The organism is Streptomyces sp. NBC_01520 (assembly GCF_045040375.1).
Taxonomy (GTDB): domain Bacteria; phylum Actinomycetota; class Actinomycetes; order Streptomycetales; family Streptomycetaceae; genus Streptomyces.
This window is the reverse complement of sequence record NZ_CP109404.1, coordinates 7,866,871-7,892,128: the sequence shown is the minus strand read 5'-3', so window position 1 is coordinate 7,892,128 and position 25,258 is coordinate 7,866,871. Positions and strand designations below refer to the sequence as shown.

The following is a 25,258-nucleotide window of genomic DNA, read 5'->3' as shown; positions in this document are numbered from 1 at the left end:
TGCCTCGTCCCCCGCCTCACCGGGGGCCGTCACCGGGGGACCCGCCTCACTGCGGGTCCGCCTGTCCGACGGTGTCGAGGAGCCGGGCCGTGTGCATCCGCCCGGCGTACTCGACCATCCGGATGAGGACTTCCTTCCCGGAGGCGCGGTCACGCGCGTCGCACAGGACGACCGGCGTGCCCCGGTCGAGGTCGAGGGCACGCGAGACGTCCTCCTCGCCGTACGAGCGCGCCCCCGGGAAGCGGTTGACGGCGACGACGAACGGGATCCGGCGGTGCTCGAAGTAGTCGACGGCCGGGAAGCAGTCCTCAAGTCGCCGGGTGTCGGCCAGGACGACCGCTCCGAGCGCACCCCGGGACAGCTCGTCCCACAGGAACCAGAAGCGGTCCTGCCCGGGAGTGCCGAACAGGTACAGCGACAGGCCCGACCGGATGGTGATGCGCCCGAAGTCCATGGCGACGGTCGTGGTGGTCTTCTGGTCCACCCCTCCTGTGTCATCGACGGACTGACCGGCTTCGCTGAGGAGTTCCTCGGTCCGCAACGGCCGGATTTCGCTGACCGCCCCGACCAGGGTCGTCTTACCGACCCCGAAACCACCGGCGACCAGAATCTTCAGTGCGAGGGCCGTGGAGTCCTCGGTCTGTTCACCGTCTGTGCTGTCCACATGCTCGGAGGACATCGATCACTTCTCTCGCGAGTGCCGTAAGGAAGGGCGACAGCATGGCAAGGAGCGGCTGCCGCCGAAGGGTGTGAACGGTTTTTGACCGATATGACCGGACGGGGCCGTTCACTGCTCATGTCCGGTCACTCAGGTCGGTATTCGGCCCGAAACTTGATGTCGTCTTCGACGCGGTATTCGACGCCGTACCTGCCGCAAACAAGGGGCGGCTGCCGTGCGCGCGGCCCTCGCGTCGTGCGGGCCTGCGGGCGCGCGCCTCACAGCGCCCGCAGGCCGTCGATCACTTCGCGCAGGATCCGCTCGTCGGGCAGTTGTGCGGGGGGTACGGGCCGGCTGACCCGTACGAAGCCCGCGTCGAGCAGGTCGCCGAGCAGTACCCGCACCACGCCGACCGGCAGGTCCGCCTCGGCGGAGAGTTCCGCGACCGACTGGGTCTCCTCCCGGCAGAGCGCGATCAGTGCCCGGTGCTCGGGTCCGAGCAGGGCGTCCCCGGTACCGTCCGGCGTGCCGTCGTCGACCACGACGAGTGCGATCAGGTCGAAGCGCACCCCGCTGGGTCCCGCCTTGGTCCGGCCGCCCGTCACCGCGTAGGGGCGGACCAGCGGGCCCGCCTCGGCGTCGTACCAGTGGCTGCCCGGCGGCGCGCCGTCCTCGCTCATGCGCATGGTGCCGTCCTCAGCCCGTCGCCGGTGGTCCGGCGAGCCTCACCGGGGTGGCGAGGTGCTCGCCCACCCGCTTCACCAGGCGCGCCATCTCGTAGGCCACCAGGCCGATGTCGGCGAACGCCGCGCTGAGGACGGCGAGACAGGATCCGTCACCGGCGGCCGCGACGAACAGGAAGCCCTCGTCCATCTCGACCATCGTCTGGCGCACGCCACCGACCCCGAAGTGCCGGCCGGCTCCCTTGGCGAGGCTGTGGAAGCCCGACGCCACGGCCGCGAGGTGTTCGCCGTCCTCGCGGCTCAGGGCGCTGGACGCACCGACGGCGAGTCCGTCGGTGGACAGCACGACTGCGTGCCGGACCTCTGCGACCCGGGCGACCAGGTCGTCCAGCAACCAGTCGAGTTCCCCGGAGCGGCGCGATGCCGTTGCCGCCCTCTCGTTCGCGATCATGTCCGGTCTCCTTCGGTGTACGGACGGGTGGCAAAGGGGCGTGCGGGGCGGTCCTGGGCGGTACCGGAGCCGCGGACCCATCCGTTGCGATAGGCGGTCATACGGTCGCGGGCCTGCTCGGGGGTGCGTTCGACCGACGACTCGGGTCCGTGACCGTCCGGCTCGTGCTGTTCGGGGCGCGGCTGCTCGCGCAATTGGGGTACGAGACTGGCCTGCCGCACACGACGGGGCAGTTCCCCGTCCTCGTCCCCCGCGGGCGCACGGCGGTGCAGGGTCGTGACGGGGGCAGGGACGGGGCCGTCGCCCGCTGCGGGCCGAGGCCCGGCGGGTGTACGCCGCTCGATGGCGGGCACCGCAGCGGGCGCCGGCACGGCCGCCGGGGCGGGGTACCCGTTCGCGGCGGATTTCCCGGTGGGGCGCGGGGGTCCGGGGTGCGGGCCCGGTGCCGGAGCGCGACCGTCGTTGTCCCGGGACACGGTGGTCGTCTCCGCGCCGGCTGCCGGATCGGCGGACGGACCGGCCGGCAGGCCGCTCTGGAGCAGCGCGGTCGGCAGCAGCACCACTGCGGTCGTGCCACCGTACGCGGAGGTGCGCAGCTGGACCTTGATGTGGTGGCGGGCGGAAAGCCTGCTGACCACGAAGAGGCCGAGCCGGTCGCTGTCGAAGAGGTCGAGGGTTTCCCACTGTTCGATGCGCCGGTTGGCCTCGCCGAGCAGTTCCCTGCCCATGCCGAGCCCGCGGTCCTCGATCTCCAGGGCGTACCCGTTGCCCACCGGTTCGCCGCTGATCCGCACCTTGGTGTGCGGCGGCGAGAACTGGGCTGCGTTCTCGACGAGTTCGGCCAGCAGGTGGGTGAGGTCGGCGACCGCCGCGCCCTTCACCCCCGCGTCGGGCAGCGACCGCACCTCCACGCGTGCGTAGTCCTCGATCTCGGAGACTGCGGCCCGCACGACGTTGGTCAGCGGTACGGGCATCCGCCAGGCCCGCCCCGGGGCGGATCCGGAGAGGATGATCAGGCTTTCGGCATGGCGCCTCATGCGGGTCGTGAGGTGGTCGAGCCGGAACAGGTCACCCAGCTCGTTGGGGTCGTCGGCGCGGCGCTCCATCCCGTCGAGGAGTGCCAGCTGGCGGTGGACGAGGACCTGGCTGCGGCGGGCCAGGTTGACGAAGACTCCGGAGATGCCGCCGGCGAGTTCGGCGCGTTCGACGGCGGCGACGAGGGCGGCGCGGTGCACCGTGTCGAGGGCCTCGCCCACCTGGCCGATCTCGTCGTGGGAGGGCCGGCCGGGCGGTGCCTCCGTGCCTATGTCCAGTTCCTCACCGGCGCGCAGCCGTTGCATGGCCCTGGGCAGTTCGCGCCGGGCGATGTCGAGTGCGCTGTTACGCAGGCTGACGAGTTCGACGACGAGCGCCCGGCCGATGCGTACGGAGATCGCCAGGGAGGCGGCGACGGCGAAGAACCCGAAGAGGACGGCCGCTCCTGCGGGGCTGAACAGTGCGCGCGCCAGCGGGTCCGCCCGGTCGGCGGCGGACTCGCCGGCGCCGGACTCGATCGCCCGCAGTTCTTCGCGCACGGTCGCGGCGTCATGTTCCCAGGTGGTGGGGATCGTCCGGGCCGCGCGGCGTCCGGGTGGCGCGGAGAGTACCTTGTCCTCGGCCGCGAGGATCCTCCGGTAGGCGCCCCGGTCGGTGAGGGTCCGCCAGGCCGCCCGTCCGGTGGGCGGCAGATCGGCTCCGGCCGTGCCGGCCAGGATCCGGCGGGTCTCCACCGCGCCGGTGAACATGCGCAGTTGTCCGCCGTCGAGTGTGCCGGTGAGTGCGGCGTGGGCGAGCAGTGCGTCCTCGCGGGCCAGCATCTCGCCGCTGCGGTCCAGTTCGAGCCGTACGCGGGCCTCGGAGCCGAGTTCGGCGTCCTGGATGCCGGTCAGTGCTCCGGTGACGCCGGAGGCGGCGGTGACGGCCTCGGTGTACCGCGCGAACACGGTCTCGGCCCGGAAGGCCTCGGATCCGTCCCCGGGCGGGTCCAGGAGTCCGGTGCGCAGGGCGGGCAGGTGCTGCACCCGGTCCAGGAACGTCCTGAGCCGGGCCGCGACCCCGGCAGGCAGTGTGCCCACGTCGGCGACCGTGTGCCGGTCGCCCAGCGTCAGTCCGCCGAGCGCGGACTCCGTCCGCTTCGCCCGCTGCTCCAGGGCGAGGGCGTGCCCGGTGCCGGGGGCGGCCAACTGGCGGAGCGCGGCCGTGCGTTCGCCTCGCAGGGCGGCGACGGCGACGGCGACCGGTTCTCGGACCGTGTTGTCCACCCGCCGCAGTTCACGCAGCCGTGCCACGTCCTGGGCCGTGGTGACCGTGGCGAATCCCCAGAGGCCGAGCAGCGAGACGACGGGCACCATCAGCAGAGAGATGATCTTCGCGCGTACGGTCCGGGGGCGCAGGGACCGTCGTCGGGTCGCCACTTCGGCGGGGGACGGCGGCCCGGTGCGGTGCTCGGTGCGCTCGTCGGCGGGCGGGCCGGCGTGCGCGCGTCGTCCGCGCGGCGCCGGCACGGTCCGGTCGGTGTGCGCACCGGTGTCCGGGGTCGTCGTGCGGGGTCTGCGCATGGCCTCCTCGTTCCAGGTGTGGAGCTCGTGCCCCGGGTGCTGTGCTGTGCCGGTGGGTGTCAGGGCGCCGCGGTCACCCGTTCCGCAGGGACTTCGTCCGGGTGTTCGCGGGCCGCCGGTGAGAGGGCGACGAACGCCGAGGTGAGGAAGAGGTACGACCCGAGTCCGACGGCGAGGGGGAAGATGAACTGCATCACCGTGGCCCCGGGGAGCGCGGTGCCCGACGGTTCGACCCGGACCGCGACCGCAAGCATCCCCGTGTAGTGCATGCTGCTCACCGCCGCGCCCATGACGAGCGACGCGAGGGCGACGGCTCCCGGTGACCTGATGTTGAGGGCCGCCCAGAGTGCCGCGGTCGCGGCGACGACCGCGATGACCACGGAGACGGTCACCAGCAGCGGGTCGTAGGTGACGGTGCCGTGCAGGCGCAGGGCAGCCATGCCGAGGTAGTGCATGCTGGCGACGCCGATCCCGGTGGTGAGGCCTCCGACGAGGAGGGTGCGCGTGCGGTCACGGCCGTATCCGACGGTGAAGACCCCCGCCCCGACCACCGCCATGGCGACCAGCAGGCTGAGGAGGGTGAGCGGCACGTCGTAGCGGATGTCGGTGCCGGTGACGCCGAAGCCGAGCATGGCGACGAAGTGCATCGTCCAGATGCCGGTGCCGATGGCGGAAGCGGCGGTGAGCAGCCAGTTGCGGCGCGAGCGGCCACTGGTGCCGAGCGCGCGCACGGTGCAGCGCAGTCCGAGTGCGGCGCCGATCGATGCCATCGCGTACGACAGCACGGGTGTCAGCCAGCCGAAGGTGGCGTGGTCCAGGTGTCCCATGGATCGGGGACGCTAGCCCGGCCGCGGGCGCGCGCCGGGGGCACATGTCGAAACTGCTGAAATATGACAGAGAGATGTTCCCGAACGATCAGGCAGCGTTCGAACGTGAGCATCGTTTCGTGTCGTTTCGCTCGGGTGCCGACTGAGCGATCATGTCCGTATGGCCGACGACCACACACATGTCCAGGACTTCTTCTCCGTGCGGGCGGCGGACTGGGACACCCGGTTTCCCGACGACGGACCGGCCTACGCCGCGGCGGTCGGCGAGCTCGGTCTTCGTCCCGGCGACACCGTGCTCGACGCGGGCTGTGGGACGGGGCGGGCACTGCCCGCGCTGCGGGCGGCGGTGGGGCCCGGTGGCTCGGTGATCGGGGCCGATCTGACGCCCGCCATGCTGGACGCGGCGGCGCGGGCGGGCCGGGGCGGGAGCGGCGCGCTGCTCGTGGCCGATGTCGCCCGGCTGCCACTGCGCCCGGGCGTTCTCGACGCGGTGTTCGCGGCAGGGCTGATCTCGCATCTCGCCCACCCGGAGCGGGATCTCCGCGGGCTGGCACGGTCGGTGCGCGCGGGTGGCCGGCTGGCGCTGTTCCACCCGATCGGGCGTGCCGCACTGGCCGCCCGGCACGGCCGCGGTCCCTCGGAGGACGATCTGCGGGCGGAGCCCCGGCTCGTACCGCTGCTGGCCCGTACCGGGTGGGAGGTGGAGTCGTACACCGACGAGGACGACCGTTTCCTGGTCCTGGCCGTGCGCGCGCCCTGAACGGCCAGGAACCCATGGGGCGTGCGAGCCGTACGCAGGGCACGCGCGTCAAGACGCTTCGCACGCTCTGAACGCCGGGCGCGCGTTGAGCCCTCCTCGTCACGCCGGGCGCGCGGCAACGGCCCGTACCAGCGCGTCCGGCCTGTCTAACATGACGTTGTGTCCGGCGTCTGGGACGGTCTCCACCATTACGCCGGCGGCCGTCAGCGCCTCCCTGCCGGGGAGTTCGCCGCTCAGCGACCCCTGCAGGAACACCCGCTCGGCTGTCGAATCCATCAGCATCCGGCGCGTGGTCGGGTCGGTGCCGCGTACCAGGCCGGTCGCCGAGCGGTGCAGTGCCGGCGGGTCGGCGAGCCGCATGGTCGCGGCCCAGACCCGCCGACCGTGGCCAGTACACGGGAGAAGCCGCCGCCGTGGACGGGCCGGCCCGGGATCACCGACGAGAACCGGTGGTTCGTGCTCCTGGCGTTCCTGCGGCATCTGCCGGATCCGTCGGCCCAGGCGGAGGTGCTCCCGCGGCGGCCGGCATTCCTGGAGGAGCCCGCGAGCTTCTTCTACGCCGGGAACCGGCCGCTGCGGGCCGAGGAACTGGACGACCCGTTCCGCCGGGGCATCCTCACGATCGCCCGGGTGACCAGTGAGGCGGAGCTGCGGTGGCTCAGGGCAACCCTGGGCTCACTCGGCCGGCACGTCCGAGGCCGGCACGTCCGACGGGCGGCCGTGCGGGACCGGGCAGCCGCGGAGGCCCGGAGTGGGGAACGTCCCGAGCCGCGCCACTTCGTAGCCGTTCGGGTAGCCCTTGATCTCGGGGTTCTGCCGGGCGTAGTGGGCGGTGGAGCGCGGCGGCAGGAGCCGCACGGCACGGGCCCTCAGGCGGAGTGCTCCGTGGGTCAGTGCCCGGGCAACGAGGCTGGGACGCCCGTAGCGGAACGCCCGCAGCAGGGAGTCGTCGAGCAGTGCGAGCGCGGCCGTGCGTACGACGGGGGCGAGCGGCGCCGGATACCAGGAGCCCATGAGCGCCAGCGTCGCGTCGGAGACCGCGCGTGCGCCCTCGTCCCAGCCGAAGTTCTCGTCCTCGTAGCTGTCGAGGGTGCGCTCGAAGTCCTCGTACGTCCGCGGCACGTCCTTGATGCCCAGGTGTGTGCCGAGGGTGCGGGGTAGTAGGCGGCGAAGGCGCGCAGTTCGTGGTCGGACAGGCGGCGCCAGCCGTAGGTGTCGAGCCAGCGCTTGGGCGTGACGACGAAGGTGCACAGGACGTAGCGCATGTCGTCGTCGCTGATGTCGTAGCTGCGGTGCATCCGGTTGATCCGCCGGACCGCCGTGCGTCCCGCCTCGCTGCCGAAACCGTGCTCGACGACGGTGTCGAGGAGGAGTGCGGTGTCGTCGTAACGCTTCTGGGAACGCTCCGTCAGCTCACCGGTCTCCGCGAGGAGTCGGCCGATGCTCGGGACGGCATAGGTGCGGTACAGGGCGAGTTCGAGGGCGCGGGTGATGTCCCAGGGGAATTCGTACGTCACGGTCAGCCGGTAGATCTCCAGGAAGTCCCGCTCGGGGTCGAGCCGCTGGATCTCCTTGAGCCGTTCGAACCGCTTCACCCTGGTCGTCCCTTCGTCGGCCGGAGGTACGAGCCTACGTGGCCGGGCCGTGCGGGCACCACGGTGCGAGACAGATACCGGCACACCGGAGCGGTGGGACGAGGCCTCCCGTCGCGGGGGGCGATATCCCTTGTCAGGGCCTCGACGGCAAGGTTACCGAGTAGTTAAGGTGCGCCGACGGAAGAAGCCACGATGGACCGGACGACATGGGACGAGGAGGGTGCTGTGGCCGGGACGGACGACACGGTCGCCGACGAGGACGCGCTGTTTGTGCTGACCGCGGTGCTGCTGACCCCCGCGCAGTTCCCGAGCGTGCTCGGCGACGACTACGTGGCCGCGTGCGGTGCGCTCGGCCTCGAGCCCTACGCGGAGGGGTACGGTCTCGTGCTCGGCCAGGACGGCGGCGGCGCCCGCTGGACGGTCGTCGTCGAGGATGTCTCCCTGGTGGCGGTCGCCATCGCCTCCTGGGACTGCGGCATGGAGTACGACCTCTCCCCCGACGACCGCTCGGTGGTGTGCGCGCTGCCGGGCTGGCCGCTGGCCCTGGCGGTCGCGGCACCCGGCGTACCCGCGCCGCACGACCCGGAGCCGGATCCGGCTGCCGAGGGGACGGACCCGGCTCCCTTGGCGCCACCGGACACCGCGGCCTGGGGGGCGGCCCAGCGGCGCCTCGGCGCGGACGAGATAGCCCTGCAGTGGGCCGCCTGGCGTGAGCAGATCGACGACGAGACCGCGTTCGGCCGGGCGGACGGGAAGACACCGGACGCCGCGAAGGCGCCGGAGGACGAAAAGGCTGCCGGGGACGCGTCGGAAGCCTCGGAGGCGTCGGAGGACTCCGAGGACGACAGCTCCGGGCGGCATCCCGGGGTGCGCAGGGTGCTCGCGGAGGCCCGTGCGTACGTGTCCGCCCCGCCCCCGCCCGGGCGGATACGCTCCGCGTTCGCCCCAGGCGGGGCCCGTACGCTGCGCGTCGACGGGCCCGGATGGTCCCTGGTCGCCAGGACCGACGACATCGCGTTCGTCCTGCTGGACGAGGAACCCGGCGAGGTCCTCCCCGTCGGTCGGGGACCCGAACTGCCGGGGCTGCTGGAGTCGCTGGACGAGCTGGCGGTCAGGCCGGCCTGATCCACCGGCGCGCGCGAAAGCGTCCCGGGCGTCACAGGCGTCCCGGGCGTCACGTGGTGGGCGCGGCAGCTCACCATCCGCGGGGCCGGTTACGTCTCGCCCTGCGCCCCCGCAGGGTCGTGCGGCAGGTCGCCTTGCACCGCCCGCAAGCCCTCCAGCGGCGTGCAGAACGGTCCGGACCGCGCCGGGCCGTTCAAGGGTTCGGTCGCTAGACCCGATCCAGCGGGCGGTGCGGCTCGGCGGGCAGGTCCGCCTTGACCGGGTCGCCCGGCCGCACGACTCCGCCGACTACGACGACGCCCATGATTCCGGCCTTGCGGACGACGGCGCCGGTCTCGTCCCGGCCGACGACCTGCTTGAGCAGGCCGTCCTGGAAGATGTCGATCTGCAGACACGGGTTGCGCAGTCCGGTCACCTCGACGACGGCCTCGGCACCGAGGTGCAGCAGGGTGCCCGCCGGGAGGGCCAGGAGGTCGATCCCGGCGGTGGTGACGTTCTCCCCGAGGTCGCCCGGGGCGACCTCGAATCCCGCGTCCCGCAGCTCGGCGAAGAGCTCCTGGTGGATCAGGTGGACCTGACGCAGATTGGGCTGCGTCGGGTCCTGGGCGACCCTGGACCGGTGCTTGACCGTGACCCCGGCGTGGACGTCTCCCTCCACGCCGAGTCCGGCCAGGAGCGTGATGCTGTCCCTGTTCGGCTTGGTGAACGCGTACACGTCGCTGCTGCTCACCGCCGCGACTGTGCTGTTCAGCGCCCTATCTCCTTACGGCTGATCCTGCGGAGCCTGCGTCGCTGAGAGGGGTCGAGCATCAGGTAGCCCACCGCGGGCACTCCGATGAGGACCAGCAGCGACCACCAGAATCCGATGAACGGAATCAGGATGACTGCCGCGACGACGCCCCCGATGGCGATCTTTGCACCGTTCGACATGATCCGTGCCTCCTCCGCGGCCGGAGCCGCTCCTGGTGTGTGAACGCCTGTGCCCGCCCATCGGTTCCTCGGATCCGCTCCCGGATGTCTACCGCAGCGGTTCGCCGACCTCGTGCATGTGCGCCAGGGCCTGCCGGTAGGACTCGATGAGGCCGGTCTCCGCGTACGGCATCCCGATCTCCGCGCAGTGCGCCTTGACCAGGGGCTGCGCCAGGCGCAGGTGGGGGCGGGGCATGCTCGGGAAGAGGTGGTGCTCGATCTGGTAGTTGAGGCCGCCGAGGAACCAGTCGGTGAGGAAGGCGCCGCGGACGTTGCGCGAGGTGAGGACCTGGCGCTGCAGGTGGCCCCAGCGGTCGCCGTCCGGGTCGGGCATCTCCATGCCCTTGTGGTTGGGCGCGAACGCCATGCCCAGGTGGAGGCCGAAGATCGCGTGGTGCACGAGGGCGAAGACGACGGCCTTGCCGGGCGACAGGACGGTGAGGAGCAGTGTCGCGTACAGGGCCAGGTGTGCGACCAGCAGGAAGCCGGCGAGGACTCGTTCGCGTACGGGCTGGCGCCGCAGGAACTGGAAGCCGTAGATCTTGAGGGCGATGCCTTCGAGGAGCAGCATCGGGAAGAAGAGGCGCGCCTGGTTGCGGGTGAGCCAGCGGGCGAAGCCCTCACGCTGGGCGGCCTGCTTCTGGGTCCACACCAGGGCGCCGACACCGACGTCGGGGTCCTTGTCTATGTGGTTGGGGTTGGCGTGGTGGCGGACGTGCTTGTCGTTCCACCAGGCCTCGTTCATCCCGAGGAGCAGGTTGGCGTGCACGAATCCGATGAAGCGGCCGGCCTTGCGGTCGCCGGATATCTGGGCGTGGCCGGCGTCGTGCCCGACGAAGGCGGTGCGGGTCCACACGATGGCCAGCGGCAGGGTGAGGAAGAGGTTCCACCAGGTGTCACCGAGGAGCACCATGCCGGTGATCACCGCTCCGAGGGCCAGCATGTTGACGGCGATGCCCGCCGCGTACCAGCCGATGCGGCGCTCCAGCAGCCCCTGGCCCTTGACGGCCTTGAGGAGTGGTGCGAAATCACTGCCGGAGCCCTGCTGACCTGCTGGACCCTCCGATCCGTCGCGGGTGTTCTGCGCAACGGTGGCTACAGCCTGGGGCATGACGTCTCCGGTTTCTGGGCATCTGCACTGACCTCGTCAAACGTACGGATGGCGGGCCTGTGGCAGCCATGGCGCCATCACCCCGGCTGTACGGGGGGTAAGCCCCCGTGCCCGGTGGTGGTGCAGGCCGCACCCAAGCTTCAGAAGGCAGAAACACGTGAGGTGGGTCACTGTGCGTTTCTCCCGGAACGGGCCGTGGGTGAGGTACCCTCGGCGACCCCGGGCCCACTAGTCAAATTTGAGGAATCTGACATCGCTGTGCACAGGCTCCCTGCGGCCACACTCAACGAAATCTCCGAACTGTCCCGCTGCTCCGCAGTCTTCCTCCCCGCGGATCCGGCCCGTACCGGCCTGATCGCGTTCTGGAACCCGGACGGTAGCACCCCGCCCGGAGATACCGGGAGTTCGGCCGAGCTGACCGTCGTCGGAAGCGACCTCCGCCCCTGCGTGGTACCGGCGTTGCTCCTGCCCGTTCGGGACGCGCTGCCGGTTCTCACGCGTGCGCGCGTGGGCGCGAATGCGTCTCCCGCGACGGCGTTCTGGGGTGCCGCCGGGGTGCTCGCCCTGCAACTGGTCGCGCGCGGGCTGCTGCTGCCGGGGCTGAGCGCCGCCGATCACGACGCCTGGCGCGTCGGTCCCCTCACGGCGGACGACCTGGAGCGGATCCGGGTACTGGCGGCGTCCATGCCGCCCACCGCCCACGCGGTGCCGCTCGACGCCGCCGCCGATCCGGTCGTGCTGGCCGAGCCGGAGCCCCTGCTGCGGTCGTTCCTGGACGCGGTGGCCGACGGACTGCCGCGCTCACCCGCCGCCGAGTACGCCGCGGGCGGACCCGCGTTCGCCGCCCCCGCGGTGCGGCACCTGCCCGCGCTCCGGCCGTGGGCGGCAGATGTGGCAGCCGGGCACGACGCCGGCGTGCGGCTCTCGCTGCGTGTCGAGGTGTCGGGACTGGACCGGGCGGATGACGACGGTACGGGCGGTGGCCCGGCGTTCCGCGCCGTCCTGCAGATCCACAGCGTCCAGGACCCTTCGCTGGTCGCCGACGCCGCGGACGTCTGGGCGGACCGGGCCCCCGCCGCCGCGCTGTTCGGGCCGCGTGCCCGGATGGACGCCCTGCTGGCGCTGCGCCGCGCCGCCCGCGCCTGGCCACCGCTGACGCCGCTGCTTTCGGCCGCGGTGCCGGACGCCGTCGAACCGGCCGACGAGGAGATCGCCGAACTGCTGGGCCCCGCCGCCCGCGCCCTCGCCGCGACGGGTGTGCAGGTGCACTGGCCGAAGGAACTCGCCAGGAGGCTCACCGCGCGTGCGGTGATCGGCCCGGCCGACGAGGAGGACGGCCCCTCGGGTTCGCGGCGGACGCCGGAGATGCCGTCCCTGATGTCGGCCGACGCGCTGCTCGCGTTCGACTGGCGGTTCGCGCTGGGCGACGACAGGTTGAGCCGGGCGAAGCTCGACCGTCTCGCCGAGGCGGGCAGGCCGCTCGTCAGGCTGCGCGACCAGTGGGTCCTCGTCGATCCGGAGGAGACCAGGCGCGCCCGCGAGATCAGGGACCGCAAGGTCACCCCCATCGACGCCCTGAGCGCCGTGCTGACCGGGACCACCGACATCGACGGGCGTCGGGTGGAGGTGACCGCGACGGGCTGGCTGGAGCAGCTGCGTGAGCAGCTCGCCGATCCGGAGTCGTCACAACGGCAGACGGTCGGCCCGCCGCCCTCGCTCGCCGCGACCCTGCGCGACTACCAGCTGCGCGGCCTGAACTGGCTGCACACGATGACGTCGCTCGGCCTCGGCGGCTGCCTCGCCGACGACATGGGGCTCGGCAAGACCATCACGCTGATCGCGCTGCATCTGCACCGGCAGGGCATCGAGTCGGCCGCGGGCCCCACGCTCGTGGTGTGCCCGACCTCCCTGATGGGCAACTGGCAGCGGGAGATCGAGAAGTTCGCCCCGGGCACGCCGGTGCGCCGCTTCCACGGCGCCGCGCGTTCCCTGGAGGGCCTGGCGGACGGCGAGTTCGTCCTGACCACGTACGGCACGATGCGTCTCGACGCGGCGCGCCTCGCGGGGGCGTCCTGGGGCATGGTCGTCACGGACGAGGCGCAACACGTCAAGAATCCGCACTCGGCGACCGCGAAGCAGCTGCGGACCATCGGTGCCCGGGCCCGTGTCGCGCTCACCGGTACGCCCGTGGAGAACAACCTCTCCGAGCTGTGGGCGATTCTCGACTGGACGACACCCGGCCTCCTGGGCCGGCTGGGTACGTTCCGCACCCGGTACGCGAGCGCGGTGGAGGGCGGCAACGACCCCGCCGCGGCCGAGCGGCTGGGCGCGCTGGTCCGCCCGTTCCTCCTGCGCCGTCGCAAGTCCGACCCGGGTATCGCTCCGGAGCTGCCGCCGAAGACGGAGACGGACCGCACGGTGTCGCTCACCGCCGAACAGACGGGTCTCTACGAGGCGGTGGTGCGGGAGACCCTCGCCGAGATCGCGGGCGCCGACGGCTTCACGCGCCGCGGGCTGGTGGTGAAGCTGCTGACGGCGCTCAAGCAGATCTGCAACCACCCGGCGCAGTACCTCAAGGAGGAACAGCCCCGGATCGCGGACCGGTCCGGGAAGGTGGAGCTGCTGGACGAGCTGCTCGACACGATTCTGGCCGAGGGCGCGAGCGTGCTGGTCTTCACCCAGTACGTGCGGATGGCGCGGCTGCTGGAGCGGCATCTGGCGACGCGCGGGGTGCGGACCCAGTTCCTGCACGGCGGGACACCCGTGGCCGAGCGGGAGGCCATGGTGAACCGTTTCCAGGCGGGCGAGGCGCCGGTGTTCCTGCTGTCGCTCAAGGCGGCGGGGACGGGGCTCAACCTCACCCGTGCCGGTCACGTCGTGCACTTCGACCGCTGGTGGAACCCGGCCGTGGAGGCACAGGCCACCGACCGTGCGTACCGGATCGGGCAGACGCAGCCGGTGCAGGTGCACCGGCTGATCGCCGAGGGCACCGTCGAGGACCGGATCGCCGACATGCTGGTCCGCAAACAGGGGCTCGCTGACGCCGTGCTCGGCGGGGGCGAGACGGCGCTGACGGAACTGACCGATGCGGAACTGACCGACCTGGTCGAGCTTCGAGGGGGCGCACGATGAACGAGGGTCACGAGCCGGAGCGTACGTTTGCCGCACTGCCGCCCGCACCGGGTCGCGGCTTCGCCTCCTCCTGGTGGGGGCAGGCCTGGCTGAAGGCGCTGGAGGACACCGCCCTGGACGGTCAGCAGCTGAAGAAGGGCCGGATGCTGGCCCGGGCGGGCAGGGTCGGTGCCGTCTCCGTACGGCCCGGCAGGATCACCGCGGTGGTGCAGGACCGCGACTCGACCGCGTACCGCAGTGATGTGCTGCTCCAGCGGCTGGACGAGGAGGACTGGGACCGCTTCCTGGACATGGCCTCCGAACGGGCCGGGCACATCGCCGCGTTGCTGGACCGTGAGATGCCGCCGCACCTGGTGGAGGACGCGGCGGCGGCCGGGGTCGATCTGCTGCCCGGGATCGGTGATCTGGAACCGGAGTGCAGCTGCGAGGCATGGGACCACTGCCCGCACACGGGGGCGCTGTGCTACCAGGTGGCGCGGCTGCTGGACCAGGACCCGTTCGTCCTGCTGCTGTTGCGCGGCAGGGACGAACGGCGGCTGCTCGACGAGCTCCAGGTGCGCAGCGCGGCGCGCGGGGCACGTGGCCCTGACGCGCGGGAGGCGGAGCCGGCCAGTGCTCCGCCCGGCGTCCGGGCCGACGAGGCGTTCGCGGCGCGGGACATCCTGCCGCCGCTGCCCCCGCCGCCGCCGTTGCCCGCGGAGCCGGGACTTCCGCCGTCGCTGGACACGGAGACGGACCCGGGGGCGGGTGTCGACCCCGCGGCGCTGGAGGTCCTGGCTGCCGACGCCGCCGCGCGGGCCTTCGCGATGCTGGCGGACTGCGTCGCCGAAGGGCACGAACACCAGCTGCCCGCACCGGAGCTGACTCCGGAGCAGGACGTCGTGCGGCTGGCTGCCACCACCCGTCCGGAGGCGTGGATCACCGCGCGGCTCGCCATGGCTTCGGGGCGGCAGCCTGCCGCGCTCGACGCCGCGGTACAGGCCTGGCGCTACGGCGGGACCGCCGGCCTCGCGGTGTACGACGAGGAGTGGCTGCCCGGCCCGGAGGAGCTCGCACGGGCGCGGGCGCAGCTCACCGCGGCCTGGGAGGCGGGCGAGCGCCCGCAGCTGCGCGCCGAGCGGAACCGCTGGACGGTGGTGGGTTCCGACGCCCAGCTGCGGTACGGACCGGACGGACGCTGGTGGCCGTATCGCAAGGAGCGCAGCCGGTGGGTTCCGGCAGGGCCCGCGGACGACGATCCGGCGGGTGCGCTGGCAGGCACGCTTCCGGAGGCCTGAGATCCGGACGGGCGGGCTGGGGCGCCGCCCCGTTCGTCACCTGCTGCCCCCACGTTCAACTCGATGTCACCAGGTGTTGAGGGTGGGGGCAGAGCCTTGCGCTCGTTCACCGAGTCCGTGCCACCAGGAGGCCCCATGTCCGCGCGCGTTGTCCGTCGTTCCCTTGCCGTCGGGCTGCCGCTCGCCCTGCTCTCCACGGTCTGTGTGGCAGGCACCGCGGCGTCCCAGGACCGCCACGGTCCGGCCGACCGTCCGGAGCGCACGGCACGGGTCACCGGCAGCGCGGTGCTCGGCGATGTCCCGCTGGCCGGATTCAGCAACAGCCTGCTGCCGGGTTCGGTCTCCGACGACCGGGGCGTGATGCTGGGCGGCATCGGAAGCGACATCTACCCGGCGGGCCGCAAGGGCGAGTTCTGGACGGTGACGGACCGCGGCCCCAACGGCCAGATCAAGGTCGACGGCAAGAAGCGCCGTACCTTCGCGGTGCCTGGCTTCGACCCCGCGATCGTGAAGATCCGCGTCGCCGGCGAGCGCGTCGAGGTGCTGGACTCCCTGCCGCTGACGACGCGTTCCGGCGCCGCGGTGACGGGTCTGTCGAACCAGGCGGGCCGCGACGAGGCCCCGTACTCCTATGACGCGGGGACCCCGCTCGCGTACAACCCGAACGGGCTGGACACCGAGGGCATCGTCCGTGCGCCGGACGGGTCGTTCTGGCTGGTCGACGAGTACGGTCCGTCGCTCGTCCACGTGTCCTCGCGCGGCCGGGTCCTGACGCGGTACGTCCCCGAGGGCCTGGAGCTGAAAGGCGCCGACTACCGGGTCGTCGAGGCGCTGCCGGGCGTGCTGCTGCACCGCAAGGTCAACCGCGGCTTCGAGGGGCTGGCGCTGCTGCCGGGCGGCGATCTGGTCCTCGCGGTGCAGAGCCCGCTGTCGCTGCCGGACGAGGACGCGGGCGAGGAGTCGCGCAACGTCCGCTTCCTGCGCTTCTCGACGAAGAAGCAGCAGGTGACCGCCGAGTACGCGTACCGTTTCGACCCGGTGGAGGTCGTCGACCCCGGTGAGGACGACACGTCCGAGCTGAAGATCTCCTCGGTCGTCGCGCTCGGCCGCGACAGCCTGCTGGTGGAGGAGCGCACCGACAAGTCGGCCCGGCTGCACCGGGTGACGCTCCCCCGCGGCGCCGGCATCCTGGGATCGGTGTGGGACGACCCGGCCACCTCGCCCGCGTACGAGGAGCTGACGGACCCCTCCGCGTCCGGGGTCCGGGTGCTGCGCAAGAGCCTGGTCGTCGACCTCGGCACGATCGAGGGCGTTCCCGGCAAGATCGAGGGCGTGGCGGTGACGGGCCGGGACACCCTGGCGCTCATCAACGACAACGACTTCGGGATGACGGACGGCGCCGAGGCCTTCGACGCGAACGGCCGTCTGGTGGACAGCGGCATCGAGACGTCGGTGACCCTGCTGAAGCTGCCGCGCCCGCTGGTCGGCCGGACCCGGTGAACGACACGGGGTCGCCGGGCACGTCTCGCGTGCCGTGCCCGGCGATCGCGTGTGCCGCGGCTCCGGCACGCCACGCCACGCCACGCCTTCACCATGCGTGGCGCACCCCGTAGGGTGAGGCGTTACCCGGCCGCGCGGGGCGACGCGGCCCGGTGTGCTGACGTCGCCCGTACGAGGGGGAGTCGATGCGGCGCAGAAGGATCCTGCAGGGCGCGGCGGCCACCGCCGCCGTGGCCCTTCTCCCGGCCTCGGCCCGCGCGGTGGCCTCCTCCACGGCCGGCACGGACTATCCGTCGGCCCAATGGACTCCCGCGTCCCCGTCCAACTACACGATGTCGAGCCGCCCTTCGTCGTTTCCGGTCGACTTCGTGATCGTCCACGTCGCCCAGCAGACGTTCACCGAAACGGTCGACATCTTCCGGAATCCGGCCAAGCAGGTCTCCGCCCACTACGTGGTGCGCTCGGGGGACGGCTTCGTGGCCCAGTGCGTGCGCGAGGAGCACATCGCCTGGCATGCGGGGAACTGGGACTACAACACCCGCAGCATCGGCATCGAGCACGAGGGCTGGGTGGACGAGCCCGCGTACTTCACCCACACGATGTACGAGCGGTCGGCCCGGCTCACCGCGGACATCTGCGACCGCTACGGCCTGCCCAAGGACCGCGCCCACATCATCGGACACCACGAGGTCCCGGGGAGTGACCACACGGATCCCGGGGTGAACTGGGACTGGGTGCGCTACATCCGCCTCGTCAACCTGCTCTGATCTTCCCGCTCCCGGGCGCGGGAAGACCCACTACGGCGTCGTCAGCCGGCCGGACCCGCGTCCCCGCCCCGGCCGTCGCGTACCGGGGCCGCTTCGCCCGTGGCGCCTTCCGGTACGTCCTCCCCGTCCACGGCCGGCGGCACCGCTCCGCCGCGCAGTCGTTCCAGGTCTCCCGCGCGTACCTGGATGACCAGCAGGGCGATCAGCGCGGCGATGACGGCCATGACGGCGGCGACGACGAACGCGCTGGACACTCCCGAGGTGAGCACCTGGTCGCCCCAGGGGGCGGGGAGTTCGCCGGTCCTGCGGAACTCCAGCTGCTGGGCGGGGGTCGCCTCGGCCAGGAAGCGGGGCACCTGTTCGGTGGCCTCGTTGCGGCTGGCCGTACCGAAGACCGTGACCAGGATGGACAGGCCCAGCGATCCGCCCACCTGCTGGGTGGCGTTGAGGACCCCGGACGCGGCTCCCGCCTCCCGGGGGACCACTCCGGAGACCGCCATCAGCGTCACCGACACGAACTGCATGCCCATGCCGAAGCCGAAGACCAGTGTGGGGCCCAGGATGCTCCCCAGGTAGGTGCTGTGGATGTCGGTCAGCGTGAGCCAGCCGAGCCCCAGCGCCGCCAGGACCGCGCCCACCACCATGAAGGGTTTCGGGCCCCACCTGGGCAGCAGTTTCGAGGCGATTCCCGCGCTGACCGCGATGACCGCGCTCACGGGGAGGAAGGCGAGCCCGGCCCGCAGCGGGCTGAAGTCCAGGACGTTCTGCACGAAGAGCGTCAGGAAGAAGAACATGCCGAACATGGCCGCCGCCAGGCTCAGCATGATTCCGTAAGTGCCTGCGCGATTGCGGTCGCGGAACATCTTCAAGGGGGTGATGGGCTGCTTCGACCGGCTCTCGACGGCGAGGAACAATCCCAGGAACACGATGGCCGCGAGGAAGGATCCGATGGTCAGGCTGTCGCTCCAGCCGTCCTCCGAAGCACGGATGAAGCCGTAGACGAGGAGCACCATGCCGATGGTGGAGGTGAGCGCGCCGAGGATGTCGAAGTGGCCCGGATGGCGTTCGGACTCCTTGATGTACCGGGGTGTCGCGACGGCGATCAGCAGTCCGATGGGCACGTTGACGAAGAAGACCCATCGCCAGTCGAGCCACTCCACCAGGACGCCGCCCGCGAGCAGTCCGATCGCGCTGCCGCCGGCGGAGACGGCGGCGAACACGCCGAACGCCCTGTTCCGTTCCGGGCCTTCGCGGAAGGTCGTGGTGATGAGCGAGAGCGCGGTCGGGGAGGCGATCGCACCGCCGACGCCCTGCAGGGCGCGCGCAGCGAGCAACTGCCAGGATTCCTGGGAGAGTCCGCCCAGGAGCGAGGCGAACACGAAGAGCAGGACGCCGAAGATGAAGACTCTGCGGCGCCCGAGGATGTCGCCCAGCCGGCCGCCGAGCAGGAGCAGTCCACCGAAGGTCAGCGTGTAGGCGTTGATCACCCAGGACAGGCTCTCGGTCGAGAAGCCCAGCGTGGTCTGGATGTCCGGAAGCGCGATGTTCACGATGGTGATGTCGAGGACCACCATCAGCTGGCAGGAGGCAATGACGAGAAGAGCGATTCCCTTGCCGTGGCCCCGCTCCGGAGATTCGGCAAGGGTCGAGGTTTTCGCCGGTGATTCCGTCATCGAGTTACCGCGATTCGGGCCGTCCGAGCCTTGAGTGAACGGGAGCGTTCACCCATCGACCGTAGGCCGAACGGGCGTTCCTCGCCAATCGGACCCGGACCGCCCCGCTCACCGCCGACGGGGCGGCGCGGACCCCGCCGGACGGCGGGATCCGCGCGCGGAGTCCTGCCGGACAGGGGGATCCGCGCGCGGAGTCCTGCCGGACAGGGGGATCCGGCGGGACAGGTGCGTCAGACGAAGTTCACGTCACTGCACAGGAAGTACGTCTGGTCCATGTGCGAGGCCTGCCAGATGGTGTACACCACGTGACGGCCGCTGAGGCCGGAGGTGCTCACCGGGATCTCGTAGTTCTGGCTGGGGCCGTAGCTGCCGGTCTCCGCGACCAGCTGGAGGTCTCCCCACGTCAGCGGCTCGGTGGCGGGGTCAAAGCCCTCTTGGGTGACGTAGACCTGGAAGTAGTCGGCGCCGTGACTGGCCTGGTCGTACAGCTTGACGGTGAAGTCGCCGCCAATGTCCGTGGTCTTCCAGGCACCCACGGTGTCCAGGGAGTTGTAGCGGCCGCCTTCGGTCCGGCCGCCGCTGCACAGCTGGCCGTCCGGCACGGCTGCCGGGAAGTCGCCGCCGGAGCCGTTGCGGTACAGCCCGTTCCAGTTCCACATGGCGTTGGGGTCGGCCTGCCATGCCTGCCAGCACATGGGGTCCTCCTGTGCCATGGCCGGGTTCTGGAAGTCGCTGCCCCAGCGCAGCCAGCAGCCGTAGTTGCGGGAGGCCGGGTCGATGACGGAGCCATGGGCGCTCGCGGTGCCTGTCCATGGCAGCAGACAGAGCAGGGCGGCGACGAGCACACCGCCCACACGCGGCATCACACGACGTAACTTGATGTGATCATGACAATTCATGCGATGATCTCCACCTTCGGAAGTGGGGGGACCGAATGGCGTGGGAGCGCTCCCGCGCCACAGGGCCTGTGCCCCGCGCCACCCGCCTCAAAACATGGCCGGCGGCTTCGGACCGCGGGCCCGCACCCGGCTCCCGCGGCTCACCCCATCGGCCCGTCGGCAGGACGGACCCACGGGACGCGTGCACAGTCGTAGACATGACGGGAACTCGTGACGAGGGTGAACGCGACGAAGGGCACGAGCGCCCGCCCGGCGTCGGCGACACGACGGTCGAGGCGCTCGGCGCGCTGACCGAGGCGCTGGAGTCGGTGGAGCGGGCGAGGGGGCGCCTCTACGACTTCCATCAGCTGACGGGCGGCGCGGACCTCACCCTCGACCGGGCCGTGGAACTGCTCCGTACGGCCGGTCACGCGAGCCATGCCGACCTGGTGGAGCGCGAGATCCTGGGCCGCAACGTCATCCCGGGCTGCTGGACCTACCAGATCGTCGAGGCGTACGACGCGACCTACTACCGGCCGTTCGTCGAGGTCGAGGCACGGGTGCGGCGGGAGCTCGTGGCGGGGCGGCAGCACCTGTACGAGGCCGAGATGAAGGAGGCCCGACGCACGCATGGGCACCCCGACCACACGGCCAGGCCCTGACCGTGGAGGCGTCCGGCGCACTGCGGCGGATCGCGTTCCTCCTGGAGCGGTCCCAGGCGGCCACGTACCGGGTGAAGGCCTTCCGCACGGCCGCCGCCTCGGTCGACGCCATGCGCGAGGGTGAGCTCGCGGACCGGGTGGCGCGGGGTTCCCTGGAGTCGGTGCGGGGCATCGGCCCCCGGACGGCGGAGGTGGTCCGGGAGTCACTGACCGGTGTGACACCCGGGTACCTGGAGCGGCTGGAGGCGGAGGCCTCGGAACCGCTCGCCCAGGGGGGCGAGTCGTTGCTGGCGGCCCTGCGCGGCGACTGCCATACGCACTCCGACTGGTCGGACGGGGGGAGCCCGATCGAGGAGATGGGCAGGACGGCGGCGGAACTGGGTCACGAGTGGACCGTCCTCACCGACCACTCCCCCAGGCTGACCGTGGCCAACGGGCTGTCACCGGAGCGCCTGCGCCGTCAGCTGGATGTGGTGGCGGAGCTGAACGAGCGGTGGGCGCCCTTCCGCCTCCTCACCGGAATCGAGTGCGACATCCTGCCGGACGGTTCCCTCGACCAGGAACCCGAGCTGCTGGAACGCCTCGACGTGGTGGTCGTCTCCGTCCATTCGAAGCTGCGCATGGACGCGGCGGCGATGACGAAGCGGCTGCTCACGGCCGTACGGGATCCGCACGCGGATGTGCTCGGCCACTGCACGGGGCGCCTCCTGGGCGGAAAGTCCCGCCCGGAGTCGGAATTCGATGCCGCCGAGGTCTTCGCTGCGTGCGCGGAGGCGGGGACCGCGGTCGAGATCAACTGCCGGCCCGAACGGCTCGATCCGCCGCGCCGCCTGCTCAGCCGGGCGGCCGCCGCCGGCGTCCTCTTCTCCGTCGATACGGACGCCCATGCGCCGGGCCAGCTGGACTGGCAGATCTACGGCTGCGCGCGGGCGGCGGAGTGCGGCGTCCCGGCCGATCGCGTGATCACCTCATGGACGGCGGAACAGCTGCTGGAATGGACCCGTGGGAAGACGGCCGGCTGACCGTGCCGTCATTCCGCCGTGGCGGTGGCGGGGCCAGCGGCGAGTGCGGCGACACGGACCGCAATCAGGGCCACGTCGTCCGTACCGGCCTCCGCGAGTCCGTCGAGCAGTTCGTCGCAGAAGGTCCCCAGGGGCTCGCGCGCCAGTGCTGCCGCATGCTGGCGCAGCCGGGCCAGGCCACGGTCCAGCGATTCGTCACGGCGCTCGACGAGCCCGTCCGTGTAGAGCAGGACGGTCGAGTTCGGGGGGAGCACTTCCGTGTCGTCGGGGCGGTGTTCGTCCGGGTCGACGCCCAGCATCATGCTCCTGCCGCCCTCGAGGAAGCGGGTCTGGCCGTCCCAGGTCACCAGGAGCGGTGCGGGGTGGCCGGCCACGGCGTAATGCAGTTGCCAGGGCTCGTCGGGGGCCTGTTTCTCGACGAGGGCGTAGATGCACGTCAGCGTCTGGTGGGGGTAGAGGATGTGGGTGGCCGCGTCCAGTCGCGCAAGGATCTTGCCGGGCGGCTCCTTGCGGTCGCAGGCGATGCCCCGCAGCATGTTGCGCATCTGGCTCATGGTCACCGCGGAGCGCAGGTCGTGGCCCGCCACATCTCCGATGATCAGCGCGGTGGCGCCTTCGGGCAGCAGGAACGCGTCGTACCAGTCCCCGCCGACCTGGGCCGTCGCAACGGCCGACCGGTATCGGGCGGCGAGCTCCACGGGGCCGTGGGTCGGCAGATCGGGCAGGAGCGAACGCTGCAGGCGTTCGGCTGTGTGCTGGGCCTCGAAGTGCAGACGCGAGTTGTCGACGGCCAGGGCGACCCGGTGGGCGAGGTCCTCGACGAGGGAGAGCACGTCCTCGTCGAGCCGGGCCTCCCTCGTGGTCCGTACGAGCGTGAGGACGCCCAGCACCTGACGGCGCGCCCGCAGCGGAGCGATGACTGCGGTGTCGGCCGTCATGTGGTCGAAGAGTTCGAGTTCGCGCGCGTGCAGCGGGTCGGCGGCACGGTGCGGCGGGAGGAACTCCGTCAGGAGTATCGGGCCGGCGCCCTGCAGGGCACGTGCGGTGGCTGCGGCAGAGCCCTCGGTCGGCGGGAGAAATCCCTCGTACAGACCTGGCGAGAGGCGGTCTGCGTCGCGGTGCTCGACGACGATCCTGCGCAGTCGGCCCCGCCGGTCCGCCAGGTCGACAGCGCACCAGTCGGCAAGCCCGGGTAGGAGTGTGCGGCACAGCCGGCGCAGGCCGGTCTCCTCGTCCAGGGTGCTGGCCAGCGCCTCCGCCGCGTTGATCAGCAGCGTCAGCCGGTCCAGCGCGTGCTGGACCTTCCGGTCCACTTCGTACGCGTCGTCACCGTTCGCCGGATCACCGTCGGGGCGACCCCGGTCAGCGCGCATGCCTGCTCCTTCGAGCGGGGCGGATGTTCCCGCCCTTTTCTCGATTGTCTGTCTGGCCGACGGGCCCGGCACGCGCCGGAAGGCTGCCCCGGGGCCTCCGGCGTACAGTCGATCACGATGCCTGTGTGGTTTCCGTGGATGACGGGGCAGGAGGTGCCCATGTCCGATCAACTCACTGGACCTTCTCTTCCGCAAACGCGTGGCCCGGTGTCGACGGGTGTGGTCGGCTTTCTGCGCGGCAACGCGCCTCTGCCGGATCCCGGCGCCGCCGGGGACACCGATCCGTACGGGGACGATCTGCATCTGGCCCTGTACGTCTGTTACGAAATGCACTACCGGGGTTTTGCCGGCGTACGTCCGGAACTGGAGTGGGATCCGGGTCTGCTCACCGTTCGCGCCGAGCTGGAGGAACGTTTCCTCACCGCACTGCGGCGCGACGCCACGGGATCGGCGGATCTGGACGGCGTGCTGGCCGGCCTGCTGGTGGAGCCGGTCCACGGGACCGGGCTCTCGTGGTTCCTGCAGGACCGGGGCGAACTGCGGCACCTGCGCGCCTACGCGGTGCAGCGCTCCCTCTACCACCTCAAGGAGGCCGATCCGCACGCCTGGGTGCTGCCGCGGCTGAGCGGTCGGGCCAAGGCGGGCATGGCGGCGATCGAGTACGACGAATTCGGGGGTGGGCGTGCGGATCGCGTCCACGCCCGGCTCTTCGCCGACCTGATGACCGATCTGGGGCTCGACAGCACCTACGGCCGCTATCTGGACGACGGCTGCGCCGAGATGCTGGCTCTGGTGAACCTGATGTCGCTCCTCGGCCTGCACCGGCGGCTGCGCGGGGCACTGGTGGGGCATTTCGCCGCTGTCGAGATCACCTCCTCACCTGCTTCCCGCCGCCTGGCCCGTGCCATGAAACGGACGGGGGCGGGGCCTGCGGCGGAGTTCTTCTACGCGGAGCACGTCGAGGCCGACGCGGTGCACGAGCAGGTGGTGCGTCGTGACGTCATCGGCGGGCTGCTCGATGACGAACCGGAGCTCGCGGCCGACATCGCCTTCGGGATCACCGCGACCTCCTGTCTGGAGGACCGGCTCGGGGAACGGCTGATGGCCGGCTGGCGGACCTGAGCCGGCCACTCGTACCGCCCTGTTCCCACGGGTGCGCGGTGTCGCGGAGCCGGTGCCATCGAATCGGAGGCGCTGGCTCGGGGGCACCGGCGCGGGGGCACCAAGTCGATTCATGGATTCGAGGAGCACCGGATGTCCGCAGAACTGACCGAGGAACCGGCCCGCCCGGACCGGCTGCTGACGCTCCCCGGCGTGTACGCGCCGCAGCACGACACACGTCTCCTCATCGCGGCCCTGGACCGGGAGGAGATCGGCTCCGGCACGGACGTCCTGGACCTCGGTACGGGCAGCGGGGCGCTCGCCCTGCACGTGGCGCGGCTGGGGGCGCGGGTGACGGCCGTGGACATCGCGCGGCGGGCCGTGCTGACCGCGCGGCTGAACGCGCTGCTGCATCGGCGGCGCGTCACCGTGCAGCGCAGCGACCTCCTGGCCGCGCTGCCCGGCAGGTCCTACGACCTGGTGATCTGCAATCCGCCGTACGTGCCGTCCCCCGTCGGCCGGCTGCCGGGACGTGGTCCCGCGCGGGCCTGGGACGCCGGGTGCGACGGGCGGGCGGTCCTCGACCGTGTCTGCGGCGCGGCTCCGGCCGCACTGCGTCCCGGAGGCCTCCTGCTGATGGTCCACTCCGGCTTGTGCGAGAGCGACGTGACCCTGCGCCGTCTGTCGGACGCCGGTCTGCACGCGCGGGTGAGCGACCGCGCGCGCGTCCCCCTCGGGCCCGTGCTGCGGTCCAGACTCCGGTGGCTGAGGGAGTCGGGCCTGGTGGACCGGAGCGAAACGACGGAGGAGCTGGTGGTCATCCGTGCCGAACGTCCCTGAACGTCCTCGCAGGATCTCTGTCGACGGCGAAGGCCCTCTGCTGATCGAAGGGCCGGTGGAAGTCACCTGCCCCGACGGTACGGTGGCCGTGTCGAACCGGTTCGTCGTGGCCGTCTGCACCTGCCGCCGGAGCCGGATGTACCCGTGGTGCGACACCAGCCACCGGCGTCGCACGGACGGCGAGAAGGGCAGCGGCCCCAGCCGGAACCGGACGTCCGACGGACCGGACCGACCTCTGGGCTGAGGAGCCGTTGCCT

General features: G+C 71.7%; 23 protein-coding genes and 2 pseudogenes. 12 read left to right on the top strand and 13 right to left on the bottom strand.

The window, feature by feature from the left end:
- Positions 1-46: 46 nt before the first annotated feature.
- The 5 genes from OG524_RS35385 to OG524_RS35365 all read right to left on the bottom strand — a co-directional run bounded on the left by OG524_RS35385 (position 47) and on the right by OG524_RS35365 (position 5,216).
- Positions 47-679, bottom strand: coding sequence for a GTP-binding protein (locus OG524_RS35385; RefSeq protein ID WP_405386026.1), 633 nt, complete (start codon positions 677-679; stop codon positions 47-49).
- A gap of 257 nt (positions 680-936) precedes the next feature.
- Positions 937-1,338 carry a DUF742 domain-containing protein gene (locus tag OG524_RS35380; protein ID WP_405393003.1) on the bottom strand — a complete coding sequence of 134 codons (402 nt, stop codon included), beginning with the start codon at positions 1,336-1,338 and terminating at the stop codon, positions 937-939.
- Between the two features lie 16 nt (positions 1,339-1,354).
- A complete protein-coding gene (locus tag OG524_RS35375; RefSeq protein ID WP_405386028.1) occupies positions 1,355-1,792 on the bottom strand; it encodes a roadblock/LC7 domain-containing protein in 438 nt (145 codons plus the stop codon).
- Entirely contained in the window at positions 1,789-4,389 is a 2,601-nt protein-coding gene (locus tag OG524_RS35370) for a nitrate- and nitrite sensing domain-containing protein (protein WP_405812387.1), read from the bottom strand. Before OG524_RS35370 ends, OG524_RS35375 begins: the two co-directional genes overlap by 4 nt.
- A gap of 59 nt (positions 4,390-4,448) precedes the next feature.
- Positions 4,449-5,216: an MHYT domain-containing protein gene (locus OG524_RS35365; protein WP_405812386.1), complete on the bottom strand. Its 768-nt coding sequence runs from the start codon at positions 5,214-5,216 to the stop codon at positions 4,449-4,451.
- 160 nt (positions 5,217-5,376) lie between these two features.
- On the opposite strand from OG524_RS35365, the gene OG524_RS35360 reads away from it, so the two are divergent.
- On the top strand, positions 5,377-5,976 hold the full coding sequence (locus OG524_RS35360; RefSeq protein ID WP_405386034.1) for a class I SAM-dependent methyltransferase: 600 nt from the start codon (positions 5,377-5,379) through the stop codon (positions 5,974-5,976).
- A 99-nt stretch (positions 5,977-6,075) separates the two neighbouring features.
- Here the strand turns inward: OG524_RS35360 and OG524_RS35355 are convergent.
- Positions 6,076-6,395, bottom strand: a pseudogene (locus OG524_RS35355) (alpha/beta hydrolase); the annotation flags it as partial.
- Positions 6,396-6,408: 13 nt separating this feature from the next.
- On the opposite strand from OG524_RS35355, the pseudogene OG524_RS35350 reads away from it, so the two are divergent.
- Positions 6,409-6,657: pseudogene (locus OG524_RS35350) on the top strand (PadR family transcriptional regulator); the annotation flags it as partial.
- On the opposite strand, the gene OG524_RS35345 reads toward OG524_RS35350, so the two are convergent.
- Positions 6,652-7,227 (bottom strand): oxygenase MpaB family protein, encoded by a 576-nt coding sequence (locus tag OG524_RS35345; RefSeq protein ID WP_405812385.1) that lies wholly within the window; start codon positions 7,225-7,227, stop codon positions 6,652-6,654. The pseudogene OG524_RS35350 and the gene OG524_RS35345 overlap by 6 nt on opposite strands.
- A gap of 569 nt (positions 7,228-7,796) precedes the next feature.
- Here OG524_RS35345 and OG524_RS35340 point away from each other — a divergent pair.
- Complete coding sequence (locus tag OG524_RS35340; RefSeq protein WP_405812538.1) at positions 7,797-8,696, top strand: hypothetical protein; 900 nt, start codon at positions 7,797-7,799, stop codon at positions 8,694-8,696.
- Positions 8,697-8,904: 208 nt separating this feature from the next.
- Here the strand turns inward: OG524_RS35340 and OG524_RS35335 are convergent, their stop codons facing one another.
- The 3 genes from OG524_RS35335 to OG524_RS35325 form a co-directional block, all read right to left on the bottom strand.
- On the bottom strand, positions 8,905-9,447 hold the full coding sequence (locus OG524_RS35335) for an MOSC domain-containing protein (protein ID WP_405393005.1): 543 nt from the start codon (positions 9,445-9,447) through the stop codon (positions 8,905-8,907).
- The gene (locus OG524_RS35330) at positions 9,444-9,626 is read right to left on the bottom strand and encodes a hypothetical protein (protein WP_362552887.1); all 183 of its coding nucleotides are present in this window, start codon (positions 9,624-9,626) and stop codon (positions 9,444-9,446) included. Before OG524_RS35330 ends, OG524_RS35335 begins: the two co-directional genes overlap by 4 nt.
- Positions 9,627-9,714: 88 nt before the next feature.
- Complete coding sequence (locus tag OG524_RS35325) at positions 9,715-10,776, bottom strand: fatty acid desaturase family protein (protein ID WP_405386037.1); 1,062 nt, start codon at positions 10,774-10,776, stop codon at positions 9,715-9,717.
- A gap of 258 nt (positions 10,777-11,034) precedes the next feature.
- On the opposite strand from OG524_RS35325, the gene OG524_RS35320 reads away from it, so the two are divergent.
- The 4 genes from OG524_RS35320 (at position 11,035) to OG524_RS35305 (ending at position 17,452) form a co-directional block, all read left to right on the top strand.
- The gene (locus OG524_RS35320; RefSeq protein ID WP_405812384.1) at positions 11,035-13,908 is read left to right on the top strand and encodes a DEAD/DEAH box helicase; all 2,874 of its coding nucleotides are present in this window, start codon (positions 11,035-11,037) and stop codon (positions 13,906-13,908) included.
- Entirely contained in the window at positions 13,905-15,185 is a 1,281-nt protein-coding gene (locus OG524_RS35315; protein ID WP_405812383.1) for an SWF or SNF family helicase, read from the top strand. Before OG524_RS35320 ends, OG524_RS35315 begins: the two co-directional genes overlap by 4 nt.
- A 135-nt stretch (positions 15,186-15,320) precedes the next feature.
- Positions 15,321-16,685 (top strand): esterase-like activity of phytase family protein, encoded by a 1,365-nt coding sequence (locus OG524_RS35310; RefSeq protein WP_405386042.1) that lies wholly within the window; start codon positions 15,321-15,323, stop codon positions 16,683-16,685.
- Positions 16,686-16,870: 185 nt separating this feature from the next.
- Positions 16,871-17,452, top strand: coding sequence for an N-acetylmuramoyl-L-alanine amidase (locus tag OG524_RS35305; protein WP_405386044.1), 582 nt, complete (start codon positions 16,871-16,873; stop codon positions 17,450-17,452).
- Between the two features lie 41 nt (positions 17,453-17,493).
- Here the strand turns inward: OG524_RS35305 and OG524_RS35300 are convergent, their stop codons facing one another.
- Positions 17,494-19,125: an MFS transporter gene (locus OG524_RS35300; protein WP_405386046.1), complete on the bottom strand. Its 1,632-nt coding sequence runs from the start codon at positions 19,123-19,125 to the stop codon at positions 17,494-17,496.
- Positions 19,126-19,355: 230 nt separating this feature from the next.
- On the bottom strand, positions 19,356-20,024 hold the full coding sequence (locus OG524_RS35295; RefSeq protein WP_405386048.1) for a lytic polysaccharide monooxygenase: 669 nt from the start codon (positions 20,022-20,024) through the stop codon (positions 19,356-19,358).
- Between the two features lie 197 nt (positions 20,025-20,221).
- Between OG524_RS35295 and OG524_RS35290 the strand changes: the two genes are divergently transcribed.
- Together OG524_RS35290 and OG524_RS35285 are read left to right on the top strand one after the other, a co-directional pair.
- Entirely contained in the window at positions 20,222-20,665 is a 444-nt protein-coding gene (locus OG524_RS35290) for a hypothetical protein (RefSeq protein ID WP_405812382.1), read from the top strand.
- A 2-nt stretch (positions 20,666-20,667) separates the two neighbouring features.
- Positions 20,668-21,687 (top strand): PHP domain-containing protein, encoded by a 1,020-nt coding sequence (locus OG524_RS35285; protein WP_405386052.1) that lies wholly within the window; start codon positions 20,668-20,670, stop codon positions 21,685-21,687.
- 8 nt (positions 21,688-21,695) lie between these two features.
- On the opposite strand, the gene OG524_RS35280 is transcribed toward OG524_RS35285, so the two are convergent.
- Positions 21,696-23,060, bottom strand: a complete 1,365-nt coding sequence (locus OG524_RS35280) for a PP2C family protein-serine/threonine phosphatase (protein WP_405386053.1) — start codon at positions 23,058-23,060, stop codon at positions 21,696-21,698.
- Positions 23,061-23,219: 159 nt separating this feature from the next.
- Here OG524_RS35280 and OG524_RS35275 point away from each other — a divergent pair, with 159 nt between their 5' ends.
- The 3 genes from OG524_RS35275 to OG524_RS35265 all read left to right on the top strand — a co-directional run bounded on the left by OG524_RS35275 (position 23,220) and on the right by OG524_RS35265 (position 25,245).
- Positions 23,220-24,182: an iron-containing redox enzyme family protein gene (locus OG524_RS35275; RefSeq protein ID WP_405386054.1), complete on the top strand. Its 963-nt coding sequence runs from the start codon at positions 23,220-23,222 to the stop codon at positions 24,180-24,182.
- Positions 24,183-24,314: 132 nt separating this feature from the next.
- Positions 24,315-25,001, top strand: coding sequence for a HemK2/MTQ2 family protein methyltransferase (locus tag OG524_RS35270; RefSeq protein WP_405812381.1), 687 nt, complete (start codon positions 24,315-24,317; stop codon positions 24,999-25,001).
- Entirely contained in the window at positions 24,985-25,245 is a 261-nt protein-coding gene (locus OG524_RS35265; protein WP_405812380.1) for a CDGSH iron-sulfur domain-containing protein, read from the top strand. Before OG524_RS35270 ends, OG524_RS35265 begins: the two co-directional genes overlap by 17 nt.
- The last annotated feature ends 13 nt before the right edge of the window (positions 25,246-25,258 follow it).

Excerpts from the sequence above, each read along its gene's own strand:
- OG524_RS35385 (WP_405386026.1), bottom strand. The coding sequence starts at position 679 with ATGTCCTCCGAGCATGTGGACAGCACAGACGGTGAACAGACCGAGGAC.
- OG524_RS35380 (WP_405393003.1), bottom strand. The coding sequence starts at position 1,338 with ATGAGCGAGGACGGCGCGCCGCCGGGCAGCCACTGGTACGACGCCGAG.
- OG524_RS35375 (WP_405386028.1), bottom strand. The coding sequence starts at position 1,792 with ATGATCGCGAACGAGAGGGCGGCAACGGCATCGCGCCGCTCCGGGGAA.
- OG524_RS35370 (WP_405812387.1), bottom strand. The coding sequence starts at position 4,389 with ATGCGCAGACCCCGCACGACGACCCCGGACACCGGTGCGCACACCGAC.
- OG524_RS35365 (WP_405812386.1), bottom strand. The coding sequence starts at position 5,216 with ATGGGACACCTGGACCACGCCACCTTCGGCTGGCTGACACCCGTGCTG.
- OG524_RS35360 (WP_405386034.1), top strand. The coding sequence starts at position 5,377 with ATGGCCGACGACCACACACATGTCCAGGACTTCTTCTCCGTGCGGGCG.
- OG524_RS35330 (WP_362552887.1), bottom strand. The coding sequence starts at position 9,626 with ATGTCGAACGGTGCAAAGATCGCCATCGGGGGCGTCGTCGCGGCAGTC.
- OG524_RS35325 (WP_405386037.1), bottom strand. The coding sequence starts at position 10,776 with ATGCCCCAGGCTGTAGCCACCGTTGCGCAGAACACCCGCGACGGATCG.
- OG524_RS35315 (WP_405812383.1), top strand. The coding sequence starts at position 13,905 with ATGAACGAGGGTCACGAGCCGGAGCGTACGTTTGCCGCACTGCCGCCC.
- OG524_RS35310 (WP_405386042.1), top strand. The coding sequence starts at position 15,321 with ATGTCCGCGCGCGTTGTCCGTCGTTCCCTTGCCGTCGGGCTGCCGCTC.
- OG524_RS35305 (WP_405386044.1), top strand. The coding sequence starts at position 16,871 with ATGCGGCGCAGAAGGATCCTGCAGGGCGCGGCGGCCACCGCCGCCGTG.
- OG524_RS35300 (WP_405386046.1), bottom strand. The coding sequence starts at position 19,125 with ATGACGGAATCACCGGCGAAAACCTCGACCCTTGCCGAATCTCCGGAG.
- OG524_RS35295 (WP_405386048.1), bottom strand. The coding sequence starts at position 20,024 with ATGAATTGTCATGATCACATCAAGTTACGTCGTGTGATGCCGCGTGTG.
- OG524_RS35290 (WP_405812382.1), top strand. The coding sequence starts at position 20,222 with ATGACGGGAACTCGTGACGAGGGTGAACGCGACGAAGGGCACGAGCGC.
- OG524_RS35280 (WP_405386053.1), bottom strand. The coding sequence starts at position 23,060 with ATGCGCGCTGACCGGGGTCGCCCCGACGGTGATCCGGCGAACGGTGAC.
- OG524_RS35275 (WP_405386054.1), top strand. The coding sequence starts at position 23,220 with ATGTCCGATCAACTCACTGGACCTTCTCTTCCGCAAACGCGTGGCCCG.
- OG524_RS35270 (WP_405812381.1), top strand. The coding sequence starts at position 24,315 with ATGTCCGCAGAACTGACCGAGGAACCGGCCCGCCCGGACCGGCTGCTG.